The organism is Helicobacter sp. MIT 03-1614 (genome assembly GCF_000762925.2).
Classification (GTDB): domain Bacteria; phylum Campylobacterota; class Campylobacteria; order Campylobacterales; family Helicobacteraceae; genus Helicobacter_C; species Helicobacter_C hepaticus.
Genome location: NZ_JRMS02000003.1, coordinates 159,738 through 174,429, shown reverse-complemented (window position 1 = coordinate 174,429; position 14,692 = coordinate 159,738). Strand labels below are relative to the sequence as shown.

Sequence of the window (14,692 nt, the reverse complement as noted above, 5' to 3'; positions counted from 1 at the left end):
ATATGCAAGAAAAGAGGTAATATGGCACTTGGAACATTGAGTTCGCTTGGACTTGGAAGTAAAGTTTTAAATCACGATGTGATTGATAAACTAAGAGAAGCTGATGAGGCTTCACTTATCAAGCCTATTGATAAAAAAATTGAACAAAATGTTGAAAAGCAAACAGAGCTTGTAGCTATTACTTCTACTTTGCGTGATTTAAAATCTAGCACGAGTAAGCTTGGAGATTATTCTACCTATTTAGGGCGCTCAAGTAATGTAATTGGCGATGCACTCAAAGCAAATATATCAGCAGGTGTGCCAACACAAGATATTAAAATTGATATAGATTCTGTGGCGACTTCAGATATTAATGAAATAGGCTCAAAATATGAGAGTAGAGAATCTGTATTTAGCCAAAAAGATTCTGTATTAAAATTTCATCACAAAGGGCACGACTATAAAATTGATATTAAAGCGGGTATGCAATTAGGTGAAGTAGCGCAACTCATTACAGATACAACAAAAGGTGAAGTAATGGGAATTGTTATGAAAACAGGTGGCTCAAACCCTTACCAGCTTATGATTAATTCAAAAGATACAGGCGAATCTTCACGAATATATTTTGGTTCAACTACAAGCGGCTCTGTCGTGCCCTCTGGTGCTTTTTCTGTGAATGATGGAGATTTAAGCATTACACTTAAAGACAAAAAAGGTATTGACAAAACCCTTTCTATCAAACTTCCTAAAACTGCAATAGAATCTAAAAGCCAAGATAACGCCGAGGCTCTCAAAGAAGCTATCATTACTGCAATTAAAAATGATTCAGATTTTGATGGACTGCTTGATAATGATATTAATATCGGTATAGGTGGTGCAAATAGTGATACACTCACTCTTAATGATAGACGTGGTTATAGTATTGAACTTCAAGGCTCAAAAGCCCAAAGTTTAGGTTTTGGCACAGAAAATAAAAATAATGCCAAAGAAGATTTAATGGTAGCAACTAAAAGTGTAGGAGCAGGAAAGCTTACAGGCACAATCAATATAGGCAGTATCCCACTTGACCTTTCTACACTCACAAAAGAAAAAAATACATCTGCCCAAAATGCAAAAAATATCGCTGAAGCCATTAATAATATTGCGGGTATTTATGGTTCTGTCAATGATGAGGGCAAGCTTGTGATTAACTCTGATACGGGAGAAGTAAATATTTATGCCAACGACGACCCTGCAAGTAAAAAAGCCCTTGAGGATTTGGGATTAAAAGCTGGCACAACAATGGATTATGCCAAAACACAAGAAGAGCTTTTTAAAATACGTAAAGTTCAAAAAGCAGAAGATGCAAAATTCTCATACAATGGAATTTCAATGAAACGCCCTACAAATAATGTTGATGACATTGTAAGTGGAGTAAATATTGAGTTTCTTACTACTACTGAACCGGGCAAACCTGCAGTAATTAGCATTACACGTAATGATGAAGAAATTATAGAAAATGTGAAAAAATTTGTTGAATCTTATAATGATCTTGCTTTAAAACTTGATGATGTTACACGTTATGATGAAGATTCTAAAATTGCTGGCGTATTCAATGGCAATAGTGATATTCGTATGATACGTCCTAGCCTTAATCGCATATTTTCTACAACAATCCAAACAGAAACAGAGCTAAAAGGACTTGCTAAATATGGACTTACTCTTAACGAAAAAGGCACAATGACACTTGATGTGAGCAAACTCCAAATGGCTTTGAGCTCTGACCCAGAAGGCACACAAGAGCTTTTTAATGGAAGTCTTAAAACAACAGAATTTAAAGAAGTGCAAACCGATGGTGTCTTTAAAAAATTTGACCAAGAGATTGATAGACTCTTAAATGGACCAAATGCAAGACTTAAAGTCCTTGAAGAAAGCCTCACAAAAGATGATAAAAAATTGCGTGAGGACAGAAAAAAAGCAGTTGAGCAACTCAATACACGCTATGACATTATGGCACAGAGATTTGCGGCTTATGATTCTCAAATCTCTAAAACCAATAATGCCTTTAGCAGTGTTCAATTGATGATTGACCAATCTGTAGCTAAAAAATAAGGAGTAACCAATGTATGGCAACAACGCTTATAGTCTTTATCAACAAAATTCAGTTTCAGTAGAATCCCCTGTAAAACTTGTAGAAATGCTCTATGAAGGTATTTTAAGATTCTGTGCTCAAGCCAAGCGACATATGGAAGCCGAAGATATTGAAAAGAAAATCTACTATATTAATCGCACTACTGATATTTTCACCGAGCTTCTTAATACGCTTGATTATGATAAAGGTGGTGAGGTAGCAGTATATCTTACAGGGCTTTATACACATCAAATTAAACTCCTTACTCAAGCTAATGTTGCCAATGACACAGATAAAATTGACATCGTAATGAACGTAGCAAAAGGGCTTTTAGAAGCGTGGCGAGAAATTAATCAAGATGAATTGGCTCGATAAGCTCAAAGTTGCTCTGCTTCGCGAAGACGACCAAGCAGCCTTTCTTCTTGTAAGCAATCTTCCAAAAGAGCTCCCAAACGCTCCGCTTGAGACAAAACTCCAAGCTCTTGAGCTGATTAATCAAACGAAAATACTTTTGGAAGCCAAACAGCTTAAAATCAGAATCAATATGGAACAAATAAAAGCAGCAAAAAAATTCCTTGAAAATGCTAATTAATGGGGGGGGGGCATAATATAATCCTTTTTATAATAAATTTATGCAAAATATCCGCATATACCTTGACTTAAGACTTAAAATTGTATAGAATGTGAGCGTTCAAAATTTAACATCAAGGAGTTTGTAATGAACAAGGCTGAGTTTGTAGATTTGGTTAAGAAAGTTGGTGAATACAACACAAAAAAAGATGCTGAACAAGCAGTAAATTCTTTTGTAGATGCTATCTCCAAAGCTCTTTCTAAAAAGCAAAGTGTAGAACTTGTAGGTTTTGGTAAATTTGAAACAGCTATTCAAAAGGCTAAAACAGGTAAAGTTCCCGGGACAAACAAAACTTACACAACAAAAGAAAAATCTGTGCCTAAGTTCCGCCCTGGAAAAGGTTTGAAAGACCAAGTAGCAAAAGCTAAAAAATAAGTCTTTCCTTGCATAGCCTTTTTGGCTATGCCATTAGTGCTTTTGAACTTTCTCTTACATTTTTTCCATTTATAATCAGATTAATCTCTCTCGCAATAGGCGTATAAATATTTTCCCTTTGTCCTATTTCTGTAATTGCTTTTGCGGTAATCACACCTTCTGCTACTTCACCAAGCTCTTTGAGAATCTCATTAATTGCTTTTCCTTTCGCCAATCCAAGTCCAACACGATAATTGCGCGACATTGTAGAGTTTGAGGTTAAAAATAAATCTCCAGCACCTGAGAGCCCCAAGAATGTTTCCATTTTTGCGCCAAAATGCTCTCCGAATCGACTCATTTCTACAAGTCCTCGCGCAAGAAGAGAGGCTTTCGCATTCATACCAAATGCTAACCCATCGCAAATTCCACCTGCAATAGCGATGACATTTTTATATGCTCCAGCCACTTCTCCACCAACAACATCGGGACTTGCATAAGTTTTAATAAAATGTGGCATCAAAGTGCCAAATTCACGACTTAACTCAAGATTGCGCGAATGAATAACAAGTGCACAAGGCAAAGAATGCACTACTTCAGAAGCAAAACTAGGACCACATAAATAGGCAATGCTTTTATGAGCAATGCGCTCCTCCATAATATCACTTACAAATGCGCCACTGCCAGATTCTATCCCTTTGCTCGCGCAGAGAATCTTTATCTTTTGTGGCAAATCAGCTACTGCTAACCATTCTCGTAATGCACTCGTAGCTATTGCCATAACAAAATACTGCGCATCTAATGCTTCTTTATGCGAAACTTGTATAATTGATGTGCAATTTAATGTTTTCAATTTTTGATTTAAAGGCTCAAGCAAAGAGCTAATATCTCTACGTGAGATAATTCTTACCTCATTTTTTTCGGCTAATGCAAAAGCTAATGCCCTACCCCAAGCTCCTCCACCAAATACACTTACCTTGCTCATTTAAAGTCCTCACTTATTTTTAACGAGATTATATCAAAGCTCATTAAAACACATAACTATAAGTCAAAAAAACCTGTGTAGTAATTGTATAAAGATTAGCATAGGAATTTGCTTGAGCTACATTTCTCACAACAGGGGTTATTCCTTGTGAATATGTTGCCAAAAGCGCATCATTACTTGAAAGTTGTGTTTGCTTTAATGTAAGTGTGATACGATGCGATTTAAGTATCGTTAATACCATACCAATACTATTTGCCCATACAGGATACATTATCTTTGTGCCATAATCATAAGCATTTTCTTCGTATCGTTGTGCGTTATCATAAGTTTTTACTTTACCTCCTCGTCTTTGCGTATCAATTTCTAAAGCATTTGATACAAAAAAATTTAACTTCACATCTGTATCAGATTTAATAGAATAATTTAACTCTATACCAGCACCATACCGAGACATTGGTGCTTCAACCTCATTCAAATTGGCATTGCCTGTTTCAAGCTCAAACTCTGAATATCCCTCATTAGCAATAGTATTCGCTCTAATTGAGAAATTTTTACTCACTTGTGCCTTTATTTTAGAATCTCCCTCTTTACTCTCAGTATTTTGGGCAGAAAGTGGCGTATTAGGTGCTACATTAAGCTTATGAAGCTGTAATTCTTCAGCACATATCAAACTTGCGACAAGGCTTATTAAGAATATTCCCTTCACTTTGCTCACTCCTAACATTAAATCTTAAAATACAAGACTCTATAGGTTCTTATAATAACCTATATATCGGTATTCCTAATGCTTTTTTGTAATAACATCTGCTTTTCTTTGTAAGTAATATTATATAAAAAATTTTTAAGAATTTATAAATATTTTATGCCTATTAGCCTATACTAGCATTTTATATTCCAATATTTTCAACACAAAAGGCTATGAAAATGTCAGCGTATGAAACGATTATCGGTTTAGAGGTGCATGTCCAACTCAATACCAAAACAAAAATTTTTTGCTCTTGCGCAACAAGCTTTGGTGATGAGCCTAACAAAAATGTTTGCCCCACTTGCTTAGGGCTACCCGGCGCACTCCCCGTGCTTAATCGCGAAGCGGTAAAAAAGGCGATTTCCTTTGGCACTGCGATTAATGCGACTATTAATCAAAACTCTGTCTTTGCACGCAAAAACTATTTTTACCCAGACTTGCCAAAAGCCTATCAAATCAGTCAATTTGAGATTCCTATCGTAGGACGAGGAAGTATTGAAATTGAATGTAATAACCAAACAAAAACTATCGGTGTAACGCGTGCGCACCTTGAAGAAGATGCAGGTAAAAATATCCACGAAAATAATTATTCAAAAGTAGATTTAAATCGTGCCTGCACGCCTCTACTAGAAATTGTGAGTGAGCCCGATATGCGAAGTTCCGATGAGGCAATAGCCTATCTTAAAAAGCTGCATTCTATTGTGCGATTTCTTGGCATAAGCGATGCAAATATGCAAGAAGGAAGCTTTAGATGTGATGCAAACGTTTCTATTCGCCCCAAAGGAGATTGCAAACTCTATACGCGTGTAGAGATTAAGAATCTTAACTCCTTTAAATTTATCCAAAAAGCGATTGAATATGAGGTAGAGAGACAAATTGAAGCTTGGGAAGAGGGAAAATATCAAAGCGAAGTTGTGCAAGAAACTCGTCTTTTTGACACTGCCAAAGGCATTACTCGTTCAATGCGTGGCAAGGAAGAGGCAGCTGATTATCGCTATTTCCCTGACCCTGACCTTTTGCCTGTTTTTATTGATGAGAATCTTATGCGTGAGGGAGTGAAGATTCCAGAAATGCCCGATGAAAAAAGGGAGCGATATATTAATACCTTAGGACTTAAGCCTTATGATGCAGGTGTGCTTACAAGTAGCCTTGAGCTTGCGCTTTATTTTGAATCTATGCTTGAAGAAGGTGCGAGCGCAAAAGGTGCTCTTACTTGGCTTACTACAGAGCTTTTAGGACGATTAAAGGGTGAAAATACGCTGCAGACTTGTGGGGTGGATTCTAAAACTTTAGCCACACTTGTTAAACGCATCGAGGAGGGCAAAATCAGCGGAAAAAGTGGCAAAGAAATTTTAGATGTGCTTATGGAAAAAGGAGGCGATGTAGATAGCCTCATAGATTCTATGGGATTAGCCCAAATTAATGATGATGGCGCAATTATTGCAGTTATAGAATCTGTGTTAAGCGCTAATGCCGACAAGGTCGCGGAATACAAAAGTGGCAAAGACAAACTCTTTGGATTCTTTGTCGGGCAAGTGATGAAAAACTCTAAAGGCGCAAATCCAGCAAGGGTAAATGAGCTTTTAAAAGAAAAATTAGGGTAGTATGAACAATGGAAGAGAATATTATAGCTTTTAGCGGGGGGGGGGGATAAACAAAATTCTTATTGCCCTACATACCCGCAGAATCTTAAATTCACCACAAATAAAGGTCAAAATACACTTTTAAATCAATTCAAAAATGCTCTAGGTGATAACAACACGCAGAATCTAAGCTTTCTTATTGGGTTTTTTCGCATAAGTGGCTTTATCCATTTACATAAACTTTTACAAGAAAACAATAACTATGCAAAATTTAAGAACATTCGTATTTTGGTTGGACTTAATGTAGATACTCTCATATATGAGCTTTCACAAAAGGATTTGGATTGCGCCTATCAAGGCGATAGATTCCATAATCTTTTTAAAAAATATCAAAAAAATATGCTAGAGAAAGAAAACTACGATAAAGAGGTAGATGATTCTATTATTTGCTTACAAAATGTTTTAGAACTAGAACAACTACAAATTCGTATGGTGCGCACTAAAAATTGCCACGCTAAATTTTATCTTTTTACTTCAGAACCAAAGACAAACCACGCACACAACAATATACCATTTTATGAAGGCTCACTTATTGTAGGTAGCTCAAACCTCACTCATAATGGCTTAGAGAAAAATTATGAAGTCAATCTCCTTACTAAAGAAAGCGCAGATATTAACTACGCATTAGAAGAATTTAACAAACTTTGGGAAGATTCTATAGAGATTACAAAAAATGATATTGATGAATGTGTAAAACAAAGCTACCTAGAAATTTTAAGCCCAAAAGATATTTATTACAAGCTCCTTTTAACGCATTTTGGCAAAGACTTTTTGGTGAAAGATAATGAAATTCCCGCTCTTTTTAAGGACTATATCGCGTATGATTATCAAATACACGCCGTGCAGGAAGGATTGCAAAAGCTTAAAAAATACAATGGATTCTTTCTTGCAGATGTTGTTGGGCTCGGCAAAACACTCATTGCGTCTGTCATCGCTAAAAAATGCCGCATAGACAATCTTAAGGGCAAGATTCTCATTGTTGCTCCACCGAGCGTTAAGAAATCGTGGAAAAAACATTTTGATGATATAAATATTGCAAATTATGAAATTTATACTCACGATAGCTTGCATAAAATCCCAAAAGAAACAAGAGAGGATATAGAGCTTATAATTATTGATGAAAGTCATAATTTTCGCTCCAGCACTTCAAACCGCTACAAACAGCTTGAAAATATTTGCAAGATTCCATTTAATGGCGCACATAAAAAAATTATTCTCCTCTCTGCCACTCCACAAAATAACTCTCCAAAAGACTTAGCAAATCAAGTCTATCTTTTTTGTAATAGGCGAAATTCTCTCATTGAAGGCTTAAACAACTTAGAAAAATTTTTTAGCGACCTTCAAACAAAATTTGAAAACTCAATGAAAGAGCTAAAAATCATCAACCAAAACACAAATTTATCCACACAAGAAAAAGAATCTGCACAAAATAAAGAAAAGAAAAAGCTAGAAAATATTGCCAACACCTTACGCGATAAGCTTTTGTCTCATATTATGATTCGCCGCACTAGAGGTGATATAGAGCTACTCTATAAAGATGATATGAAAAAGCAAAATCTCACTTTTCCAAAAATTGAACCCCCTAAAGATTTGCTTTATGATTTAGATTCTAACTCACATAATCTTGCAAAAGAAACAATTGCTTTTCTCTCAAAAAAACACAACAATATAGGCACTTTTTCCTATGTGCGTTATCTTATATTCCCAAATCTCACCCAAGATGGACAAGAGGAGTTTTTATCACAATATGGCGAAGATGAAAAAAGCAAAGGTTTTTATAATGACACAGCAGAGCGTTTGAGTGTGCTTATCCAAAAGATTCTATTTAAACGATTTGATTCAAGCATAGACGCATTTAAAGCCACACTTGAAAATCAAATCACATCTCACAATGCCCTTATTGCAATGTTTAGCGAGGGCACCATCGCACTCCCAAAGGGCTATAATTCAAGAGAAAAGCTATATGAGGCTGTATTATCAGATAATGATAAGGACTTGCAGAATCTCTTAGAGAAAAAGGAAGATAAATTCATACATTTACAATCTCATCATTTTAAGAATGATTTTTATCAAAAGCTACAAAATGATAGAGATGCCCTAGAAAAATTACTCAATGCGTGGGAGAATATACAAGGAGATTCTAAACTTGATAAACTCAAAGATTCTTTAGATAAATATCTACCACAATCACAAAAAATAGTGATTTTCACAGAAGCAGCGACAACCGCAAAATATCTTGCTAAAGAGCTTATTGCATATACAATTTTACAAATTGATGCAAGTAATCGTGAAGAAAACGAGCAAAAAATTAAAGAAAATTTTGACGCAAACTATCCTCAAGAGAAACAAAAAGATGAGTTTAATATCATCATTACAACAGATACATTAGCAGAAGGAATTAACCTTCATCGTGCAAATATTATTATTAATTATGACACACCCTATAATTCCACAAGGCTAATGCAAAGAATAGGGCGCATTAATCGTATAGGCACGAGCTTTGAAAAAATCCATATTTATAATTTCAAGCCTACACATTTAGCCGATGAGATTATCAATATAAACTCTATCGCCTCTGGCAAACTGCAAAGCTTTCACTATACATTAGGGGAAGATTCAGCAATTTATGATGATGAAGAGATTGTAGGGAGCAAAAATCTCTATTCTCAAATCGATAAAAATAATCAAGAAACAAGCAAAGATTCACAATACAAAAAAGCATTACAAGATTTCTACAAAAATCACAAAGATGAATTTGATAGGATAGAGCATCTCCCGCTTAAATCACGCACGATAATACAATCACATCAAACTCAAAGTTTTGCTTATATTCGCCACATTTCTAGCCACAATCACGCACACTTTTATCCATATCATATTGTGCCAAGCCAAAACTTACTCCAAGAGCCACAAACACAAGAATGTGATTTTTATGAAATGGCAGACTTTTTGAAAGCACATTTAGAATCTTGTCCTCTCAAAAATGCAGATATGAGCGTGCATTATACGCATATCCAAAGTGCAATGCAATCCTATAAGCAATCTCTAAAATCCCGCAATACGCCTAATCCAACAAAAAAAGAGCTTAAACCACAAGAAATAACAGCTATCAGTAAAATTAATTCTTGCCAAGAATTAGATTCGCAAGTGAAGGAAAATCTTATTGATTTAATAAAAAACGGACACCCCCAGCTTACTAAAGAGACTATCAATATAAAGGCTAAAAATAGTGCGGATTTTGCAAGAGAAGTCCTTGTCATCAAAGAAAAATTTGCCCCAAATGCAGATTTGCAGACTAGCAAAGAGCAAGATTATAACACAATAGATTCTGCCACCCACACAGAACCTCAAATCCAAATTAGCATTACGACAATTCACTTAACAAAGGGGATAAAATGAGTGTAGTAGAATCTTCAAAAACTTTAGATATTTTTCTTAATAACGCCTATAAGCACGAACATTTTCAAAACTTCATCATAGAATCTTTTGGAAAAGATATTGACATAAAAACCGAGCAACGCACTCCTTATGATAAGCATAATAGCATTATCACCGCCTATTCACAAATGTGTGAAAATATCACCCTAGATTCACAAAGCTTAAGCATCTATGCCTTTAAAACAACATCAATTAATGCCAAAATCACCCTCCATAAAGAAATCGCTGAAATCATCAAAAATCAACCAGAAATAAATGCAATGCTTGCAGTTTTTTATGATGAAAGCAAAGAATTTAGACTAAGTCTTGTAACACAAGGTTTTGATTATGAAAAAAACAAAACAACCTTTTCAAATCTCCGCCGACAAAGCTTCACACTAGGAGAAAATACAAAGACAAAAACAGCCAAATTACAACTTCAAGGATTTTTAGATAAAGAAAAAACTTTAAAAAATCTCCAAGAAGCTTTTAGCACAGAACCTATAAGTAAAGAATTTTATAGAGATTATGAAAGGCTTTATAAAGATTTATCGCAAAAATTATGTCAAAATCAAGCCACTTTCAATGCTTTAGACAATTATGAAGGTTTAAATGGAGAAAAAGCAGTCAATGCCTTTGTCAAAAAACTTCTAGGGCGCATTGTGTTTTTATACTTTTTGCAAAAAAAGGGTTGGTTAGGCGTAGCACAAAATGCTTCTTATGGAGAAGGCGATAAAAACTTTTTGTTTTCACTTTTTAGCAAAGCCACGCAAAATAATGAATCTTTTTATACAAAATACCTTTGCCCTTTATTTTTTGAGACACTTAATTCAAAGCGCAAAGACCCCCAATTTGGTGAAGACTATTCACCCCACTTTGATTGTAAGATTCCATTCCTTAATGGTGGGCTTTTTGAAGAGTATAGAGACAAGCAAGGTAAGGGCATAGAAAGAGATTTTGTCCTTACACAAAGCCTAGAAAATACTGATTTTAAGCAATTTTTGATGTATTTGAAAACTATAATTTTACGATTGAAGAATCCACCCCAGATAATCAAGAAATCGGCATAGACCCAGAAATGCTAGGCAAAGTGTTTGAAAACCTCATTGATTATAATAAATCAAGTGGGGCTTTTTACACGCCTAGAGAAATTGTGCATTTTATGTGTAAAAATGTCCTAACCCGCACATTACAGGAGAGAATCTTGCACGATGAATCTCACCTCACACAAGATACAGAATCTCCACACGCACACAAAGATTCACTCTATAACTTTATTTTTTATAAACAAAGCGATGATTTTATTGCACAAAATGCGAAACAATTAACACAAGCTATCACATCGCTTAAAATCCTAGACCCAGCTATTGGAAGTGGTGCTTTCCCAATGGGAATGCTAAGCGAGATACTAGAAGCTCTGCACACACTCAACCCCTCTTTGCAAAAGCAAGACTTAGCAAGATATAAGCGCGAGATTATAGAGCAGCAAATCTATGGAATAGACATTGATGCTGATGCGATTGAGATAGCAAAACTCCGCTTTTGGCTCTCAATCGCCGTAGATGAGGATACACCTAGCCCACTTCCAAACCTTGACTTTAAATTTATGCAGGGCAATGCTCTTATAGAAAGCATTAATGGCATTGAAATTATTCCAAGTGATTTGAATGCACCACAACATCAAAAAGACCTTTGGGGGAAAACGAGCAATGCCAATGCGTCTTTATTTGATAAATCACAAACTCATAAGCTAGAAGCACTTTTTCTGCAATACTATGAGCCAAATGCACAAAAAGCACAACTCAAAGCAGAGATTTTAGCGATAATGAAAGAAGCCTTTGATGAGCGTATCAAGCAAATTGATGAGAATATTCAAAGCATAAAGGCAAATCCAAAATCTAAGCCAAAAGAAAGAGATAAACAGCAAGAAAAAATACTTCAATACGAATCTTTTAAACACGATTTAAACACACTCTTTAAAGATTATAAAGAACATAACTTCCACACCGACAAGCTTTTTTTATATCGCTTCTTTTTTGCACCCATTTTCGCACAAGGGGGCTTTGATATTGTGATTGGCAATCCACCCTATATCAAAGAAGCGGACAATAAAAAGCTTTTTGATGGCACGAGGCATTTAAGAACCTATCAAGGCAAAATGGATATTTGGTATCATTTTGTAGGACTAGGATTTGATATAGTTAAAAATAAAGACATTGTAACTTTTATCGCTACGAACAATTGGACAACAAATACAGGAGCAAAAAACCTTAGAAATGTAATATTAACAGAATCTCAAATCCTTAATCTCATAGATTTTGGCTCATATATGTGCTTTAATGCTGCAAGTATCCAAACAATGGTTATGGAATTTCAAAAACGAGATTCTATCCCTGAAAGCTACCAAATCAACTATGCAAAGATAGAATCCAAAAAGCCCACAGATTCACACAGAGAAGCAATTTTGAAAAGAGAATCTTTTGAGGATAATATCTATTTAGAACCTAGCATTACACCAAGCCAAATGCTTAATAAATCTTTGACTTTTACAGATTCTAAACAAGAGGAAGTGCTGAATAAAATTTTAGAAAATGGGACATTTTATTTGCGAGATGATGAAGCACAAATCGGTATAGGCTTGACTGATAAAGTCAAAAAGAAAATGGGGCTAACAAATTATGAAGTTGGGGCTGGAATTTTTCAAATTTCAACAAAAGAACTTAAATCCTTACATTTAACAAAAAGCGAATTAAAGCTTATAAAACCTCTCTATACAAGCAATGAGCTTTTTAGATTCTATGGTAATCCAAATAATGATGAGTGGGTTATTTACACTGATTCAAGTTTTAAGAATCCTAATTCTATGGATAAATATCCTAATCTAAAGAAGCATTTAGACAATTTTAGAGATGTTATTACCTCTGACAATAAACCTTATGGCTTACATAGAGCAAAACAAGAATATTTTTTTAACAAAACTCCTAGCATTGTATCATTAAGAAAATGCCCTGATAAACCTATTTTTACTTATGTAGATTTTGATTGTTATGTTACTTCAACATTTTTTATTATCCAAACAAGCCGAATAGATTTAAAATTTTTAACAGGATTACTCAATTCAAAGCTTATAGCTTTTTGGTTAAGACATAAAGGCAAAATGCAAGGCAATAATTATCAAATTGATAAAGAACCTTTAATGAATATACCTATCCCCAAAATCAATGCAAAAAACCAAACAATCGTTAATCAAATCATCGCTTTGGTAGATGAGATTTTAGACATCAAAAATAAAGATTCAAATGCTAATATTTTACATTTAGAATCTGAGATTGATAGATTAGTCTATGCTCTTTACAAACTAGATTCTAAAGAAATTAAAATTATTGAATCTATATAAAAGGTATAGAAATACTATTAAGCATTAAAAAAGGAGAATAATTTGAATGCAATAGAAACTATCGCTAAAGAATTGAATATTGAGGCGAATAAAATAACTTATAATGAGGAGAGTGAACTTTACATAGTGCAAGATGTATCTTTGATATTGAATGCTTTTAATTGGAATTTTGACATACATTTTAAGCAATGTAATTTTACAGAATCAATAATATATAAAAACAAAACATTTTCATACAAAGTTATATTTAAAGCGTGTAATTTTCAAAAAGAAGTTGTGTTTAAAGCGTGTAATTTTCAAAAACAAGTTATATTTGACGATGCACATTTCCAACAGAATATTGGCTTTACTGATACAATCTTTGAGGCTGGTGTAGATTTTTTACAAACAAGCTTTGGCAAAGAGGTATCGTTTCGCGAATCGGAGTTCAAAGACAATGTGTTTTTTATAGGCAATACTTTCGGTGATACAACAAACTTTATATCTGCTCATTTCTTTAAAAAAATAAGTTTTGAAGGAAGTGCATTTAAGCAAGAATCATTGTTTCTTAAATGTGTTACGAATGATTTTCTCTCTTTGTTTCAATGTAAGTTTAACATACTTCCCAACTTTTCTGGAGCGATGATAGATAAAATTAATCTGGTCAATACTGACTTTAACTTACAAAAAATAACTTATTTTAACACTATCAAAAATATACAGAGATATTATATCCTTACAAACAAAGAGCAGACATTTACAGAAAATACAATAATATTTCGCGATTCTTTTCGGCTCTTTAAAAATGCACTGATTAAAGAAAACAATCTTTTAGACGCTGCAAATCATCATAGAATAGAGCTATATTGCAAAGAAATAGAGTTAGAATCTAAAAAACCTAAAATATTTAGTAGGGATTGGATAGATAAATGGATTTTAAAATTCTATCGCCACACTTCCGACCACCACACTGATTTATTAAAGATTTGGCATAGTTTATTGATTGTAGTGGGAATCTTTGGGATTCTAAGTAGTGGAGTTATTGTAGCCTTTGATTATGGTTATTTAAAGTTTTGTGATTTTAGTGCGCATAGTTTGATTGAAATGTATAACGCCCATATCAACCATTTTGTGCTAACGCATAGCTATCAGATGCTGGGAATGAACGCGTTACTTTTTATGTTGTTTATAGGATTATTTATACTGAGTGTATTGTGGGATAGAGCACGAGTTATAGGAATATGTATCTCTTATTGTGTTATGATATTCCTTTTTGCTGCATCACCCAAATACCTTATCCCAGCCATTGGTATTTTTACAGATAAAAGAAGTATGTTAGACCCATTATCAGTTATTGGCGGAATCTATACTATTGTATTTGCTTTTATGCTCTATTCATTTATTAAAACCGCGCGTAAGAACTCTATTATTCCGCATTAGATTCTAAATAATCCC

The 14,692-nt window shown here is 34.3% G+C and carries 11 protein-coding genes; 9 read left to right on the top strand and 2 right to left on the bottom strand.

Going from position 1 to position 14,692, the window contains the following annotated elements:
• Window positions 1-21 precede the first annotated feature (21 nt).
• From fliD to LS66_RS03215, 4 genes are all read left to right on the top strand, one after another.
• Window positions 22-2,070 carry a flagellar filament capping protein FliD gene (fliD, locus tag LS66_RS03230; RefSeq protein ID WP_034365622.1) on the top strand — a complete coding sequence of 683 codons (2,049 nt, stop codon included), beginning with the start codon at window positions 22-24 and terminating at the stop codon, window positions 2,068-2,070.
• Between the two features lie 10 nt (window positions 2,071-2,080).
• Window positions 2,081-2,464, top strand: coding sequence for a flagellar export chaperone FliS (gene fliS, locus LS66_RS03225; protein WP_011115633.1), 384 nt, complete (start codon window positions 2,081-2,083; stop codon window positions 2,462-2,464).
• Entirely contained in the window at window positions 2,448-2,681 is a 234-nt protein-coding gene (locus LS66_RS03220; protein WP_011115634.1) for a hypothetical protein, read from the top strand. Before fliS ends, LS66_RS03220 begins: the two co-directional genes overlap by 17 nt.
• Before the next feature lie 126 nt (window positions 2,682-2,807).
• Complete coding sequence (locus tag LS66_RS03215; protein WP_011115635.1) at window positions 2,808-3,095, top strand: HU family DNA-binding protein; 288 nt, start codon at window positions 2,808-2,810, stop codon at window positions 3,093-3,095.
• A 25-nt stretch (window positions 3,096-3,120) separates the two neighbouring features.
• Here LS66_RS03215 and LS66_RS03210 read toward each other — a convergent pair whose 3' ends face one another.
• On the bottom strand, window positions 3,121-4,056 hold the full coding sequence (locus tag LS66_RS03210; RefSeq protein WP_011115636.1) for an NAD(P)H-dependent glycerol-3-phosphate dehydrogenase: 936 nt from the start codon (window positions 4,054-4,056) through the stop codon (window positions 3,121-3,123).
• 43 nt (window positions 4,057-4,099) lie between these two features.
• Entirely contained in the window at window positions 4,100-4,762 is a 663-nt protein-coding gene (locus tag LS66_RS03205) for a hypothetical protein (RefSeq protein ID WP_226989507.1), read from the bottom strand.
• A gap of 218 nt (window positions 4,763-4,980) precedes the next feature.
• Between LS66_RS03205 and gatB the strand changes: the two genes are divergently transcribed.
• From gatB to LS66_RS03180, 5 genes are all read left to right on the top strand, one after another.
• Window positions 4,981-6,405: an Asp-tRNA(Asn)/Glu-tRNA(Gln) amidotransferase subunit GatB gene (gene gatB / locus LS66_RS03200; protein WP_034365618.1), complete on the top strand. Its 1,425-nt coding sequence runs from the start codon at window positions 4,981-4,983 to the stop codon at window positions 6,403-6,405.
• Between the two features lie 267 nt (window positions 6,406-6,672).
• Window positions 6,673-9,843, top strand: a complete 3,171-nt coding sequence (locus LS66_RS03195; RefSeq protein WP_034365615.1) for a helicase-related protein — start codon at window positions 6,673-6,675, stop codon at window positions 9,841-9,843.
• Window positions 9,840-10,931, top strand: coding sequence for a hypothetical protein (locus LS66_RS03190; RefSeq protein ID WP_034365612.1), 1,092 nt, complete (start codon window positions 9,840-9,842; stop codon window positions 10,929-10,931). The genes LS66_RS03195 and LS66_RS03190 overlap by 4 nt, the downstream gene beginning before the upstream one ends.
• Window positions 10,932-10,939: 8 nt before the next feature.
• Window positions 10,940-13,258, top strand: coding sequence for an Eco57I restriction-modification methylase domain-containing protein (locus LS66_RS03185; RefSeq protein WP_052057310.1), 2,319 nt, complete (start codon window positions 10,940-10,942; stop codon window positions 13,256-13,258).
• A 42-nt stretch (window positions 13,259-13,300) separates the two neighbouring features.
• Window positions 13,301-14,677 (top strand): pentapeptide repeat-containing protein, encoded by a 1,377-nt coding sequence (locus LS66_RS03180; RefSeq protein ID WP_034365609.1) that lies wholly within the window; start codon window positions 13,301-13,303, stop codon window positions 14,675-14,677.
• Window positions 14,678-14,692 lie beyond the last annotated feature (15 nt).